Below are 3,603 nucleotides of genomic sequence, written 5' to 3'. Positions count from 1 at the left end.
TTTAAAATCGATTGCTATTAAAAGTGCAAAAAATATAAATAAAAAATATCATATTGGGAGAATAGTTACAGGAGAGTCTTTTATAACAGAGTTAAAATTTAAGGAAAAAATTATAAAGGATTACAATCCTCATTGTGTTGAAATGGAAGGAGCTTCTATTGCTCATGTAGCATATATTAATAATATAGATTTTTTAGTTATTAGAAGTATATCTGATAATGCAAATGAGGAGACTAGTTTAAATGATAACATTATACAAATAGCATCTAAAAATAGTGGTGATTTAGTTCTTGAAATTTTAAAAAATATAAATAACAATTAGATTTTTAAAGGGAGATTTTAGTGAGTGATAAGATTTATATGGGTGAAAAATTATTTTGGGAGAACAAATTTTTAAATAGAAAAAATAAATTAATGGATCCTGATGAATTTTTAATAAATAAAGTTGATTTTTTTAAAAAAGGAAGTGTGTTAGATATTGCTTGTGGAGATGGAAGAAATTCTCTTTTTTTATCTGAAAATGGATTTGAAGTTACAGGAGTAGATTTTAGTGATGAAGCATTAAAAAGACTATTAGTTTTTTCTAAAGAAAGAAGTCAAATAATTAAAGTTAAAAAATTAGATGTATCTAAAAATAAGTTTTTAGATGAATTAGAAATTTTTGATAATATAATTATTAATCATTATAAATTACCTTTAAATCAATTATTAAAAATTCATTATAAGCTTAAAAAGAACGGTATATTATATATTTGTGGATTTGGAGAAAAAAATAAAATAAATAATGGATTAAGAAAAGAAGATTTATTACTAAAATCAGATATAAATAAAATATTAGATTATTATAATTTAATAAGTTTTTTAGATAAAGAGAATGATTTAGGAAATATAGTTCAATATATTTTAAGAAAGAAATAAAGCTTCGGCAAGTTTGCCGAAGCTTTATTTCTTTCCTTTTATATATCTAATATTTCATCAATTTTTTTCAAATATTTTTCTAATTCTCTTTTTTTCTTTTCATTTAAATTGTTATATTTAGAAGGAAGATTATTAAAAACTTCTATATATTTATTTATTTTTATTTCTTGAAAAAATTCAGTTGATTTTTTAATTTCTATTTGATGCTGTGTATCTAAATTATTAGAAAGATACTTTAAAAAATCTTCTCCTTTATTTATAGCATTAACTATATTATCTTTATTCTCCATGTTATAGATATTATCTATTATTTTTTGTGGCATTTTTTTTATAAGAATTTTACCTTCTAAACTCACCTTACAATACAAATCATATCTTTTTCTATAATTTAAAGCCGTTCTAGGAGAAACTCCAGTTATTTCTAACCACTTAGTATAAACTCCATCTTTACTTCCAGATTTTGAAAGAAGATTATATACATTATGAAATATCTCACCCATATCTATAACTGCTTTTGATTGGATGGAAAATATTTTAATTGAGTTTTCTTTTAACTCCTTTATAATATTCTTATCTTCTACTAAAGTATTAATTAACTGAAAGTCTATTATTTCAGAGATATTTGTTTCTGTAATACTGTTTTCTTCAGAGATTTTGTTTTTTAAAACTCCATTTTCATGTTTAGAAAGTTTGTCTTTTAATCTATCTTTAAATTTATCTTTTATATTATTCACTAAAAAGTACCCTCCTAATTTATTGACTCTTCTTCTTTTATTCTCGCTATAATTTCACAAAAAATATCTTGGACTCTATTAGCGTCTTTATTTGTAAACTCCCAGATAGTTTTTTGATTATACAACATCTTTTCAATAAAAGAAAGGTGAGGAATTGGAGTAATAAAAGATATGTTTGTATCTTCAGTGGCACTTTTAACCTCTTGTAAAAACATATTTTGAATCTCTGATGATCTATATCTATTTAAGACAATTCCTAGAATTTTTTTCGTATCAACTTGTTCAAGTACATTAATTATACTTTCTGTTGTAACTTTATCTGCATATCCTGGGATTAAAATATAGTCTGTATTATCTAAAAAAACATTATCTATTTTTAAAACAGGAGTACTATCCACAACAATATAATCATACTCATTTTTACATTTATCTAAAAAAGCAGGTAACGCTTTGATAAATTGAGGAGAAAATTTACTATCTTCTAATGGAAGAAAATAAAGATTTTCTCTTAATCTAAAATACTCTCCATTACCTTTAGTTACTTGTGTTTTAAGACCTTTTTCAAATTCATGATTTCCTTTTAATAGGTATGAAAAAACATTATTTTGACTGTCAGAAGTTAATATTAAAACTTTTTTATCTAGCATTGATAAGCCAGAAGCTAATTGAGTTGCTATAAAAGTTTTACCAACTCCACCTTTATTATTTTTTATAGTTATTATTTTTCCCATTTTACCTCCAAAAATCTATTATGTTCTTATATATAATTAAACCATAATTTATATATGAAAACAACTATATTCCTTAATTAAATGTAAAAAAAATGATTTCTTAGTGTTATAATAGTATTAAAATAACTTATTTTAAGGAGAAAATATGAAAATGAATTGGGACACTCTTCTAAATGAAAAAAGATTTAAAAAAAGTTCATCTGATAAATTAGAATTTGATAATAGAAACTCTTTTTCTAGTGATTATTCTAGAATTATTTTTAGTTCATCATTTAGAAGATTACAAGATAAAACACAAGTTTTTCCTTTAAAAAGAGGAGATTTTGTAAGAACTAGATTAACGCATTCTCTAGAAGTTTCTCATATTTCCTCTTCTATAGGAAAAGCAATAGAGTATAAGAAACAATTAAAAGATGATAAAATAAGCTCAATTTTAGCAGTGGCAGGTCTTATTCATGATATTGGAAATCCTCCATTTGGACATTTTGGAGAGTTTGTTATACAAAAATTTTTCAAAGAATTTTTTGAAAAAAATAATTTAAATCTTTCTCAAAGACAAGAAAACGATTTAATCTATTTTGATGGAAATGTTCAAACTTTTAGGATTTTAAAGAAGTTACAATATTTAGGAAATGAATTTGGATATAATTTAACTTATGGTACGTTAGCTACAATTATAAAATATCCTAAAAATTCAGTAGAAGGAAATAAAAAAAATAGTTTAAATATTGAGGAGAAAAAATTTGGATACTTTTTAAGTGAAGATTTAGACTATAAAAAAATAAATGATGAACTTGGTCTTAATAATAATCGTCATCCTTTAACATATTTACTTGAAGCATCTGATGATATTGCTTATTGTGTTGCAGATATTGAAGATGGAATCCAAAAGAAATTAATAACTCTCGAAGATATAAAAGAACAAATCAATAAATATAAAGATAGGTCTGATGAAAAAAATTTAAATTCTCTTATAGCTCTTGAAGAAAATATTAATAAATATGAATTAGAAAATATTCAGATAAAAAAAAGTAAAGGGAATAGATTATATGAAAAAATTATTATTCAAAAAATAAAAATTTATTTACAATCACAAATGATAAATAATACTATTTCTATATTTTTAGAAAATGAAAATGACATATTAAACGGAATATTTAAAAGAGAACTTTTAGATGTTAGTTCTTATAAAGAGATTAAAAATTTATTTAAAAACTTAG

5 protein-coding genes are annotated in these 3,603 nt (G+C 22.5%); 3 read left to right on the top strand and 2 right to left on the bottom strand.

Features of this window, described 5'->3' with window-relative positions:
* Together Q0V09_RS09185 and Q0V09_RS09180 are read left to right on the top strand one after the other, a co-directional pair.
* A partial coding sequence (locus tag Q0V09_RS09185) for a 5'-methylthioadenosine/S-adenosylhomocysteine nucleosidase (protein WP_297488773.1) occupies window positions 1-322 on the top strand: 322 nt, incomplete at its 5' end.
* Window positions 323-342: 20 nt separating this feature from the next.
* Window positions 343-918 carry a methyltransferase domain-containing protein gene (locus Q0V09_RS09180; RefSeq protein ID WP_297406165.1) on the top strand — a complete coding sequence of 192 codons (576 nt, stop codon included), beginning with the start codon at window positions 343-345 and terminating at the stop codon, window positions 916-918.
* 38 nt (window positions 919-956) lie between these two features.
* Here Q0V09_RS09180 and Q0V09_RS09175 read toward each other — a convergent pair whose 3' ends face one another.
* A complete protein-coding gene (locus Q0V09_RS09175; protein WP_297488770.1) occupies window positions 957-1,652 on the bottom strand; it encodes a hypothetical protein in 696 nt (231 codons plus the stop codon).
* Between the two features lie 14 nt (window positions 1,653-1,666).
* Window positions 1,667-2,383, bottom strand: coding sequence for a ParA family protein (locus tag Q0V09_RS09170; RefSeq protein ID WP_297406163.1), 717 nt, complete (start codon window positions 2,381-2,383; stop codon window positions 1,667-1,669).
* Window positions 2,384-2,528: 145 nt separating this feature from the next.
* Here Q0V09_RS09170 and dgt point away from each other — a divergent pair.
* On the top strand, window positions 2,529-3,603 hold a 1,075-nt coding region (gene dgt, locus Q0V09_RS09165), incomplete at its 3' end, for a dGTP triphosphohydrolase (protein ID WP_297488767.1).

It is taken from the genome of uncultured Cetobacterium sp., from assembly GCF_947039425.1.
Taxonomy (GTDB): Bacteria; Fusobacteriota; Fusobacteriia; order Fusobacteriales; family Fusobacteriaceae; genus Cetobacterium_A.
Note: the sequence above shows the minus strand (reverse complement) of the source record. Positions and strands in the feature narration are given on the sequence as shown.

Bases quoted from the DNA above. Each gene is read 5' to 3' on its own strand.
- Q0V09_RS09170 (WP_297406163.1), bottom strand. From the start codon at position 2,383: ATGGGAAAAATAATAACTATAAAAAATAATAAAGGTGGAGTTGGTAAA.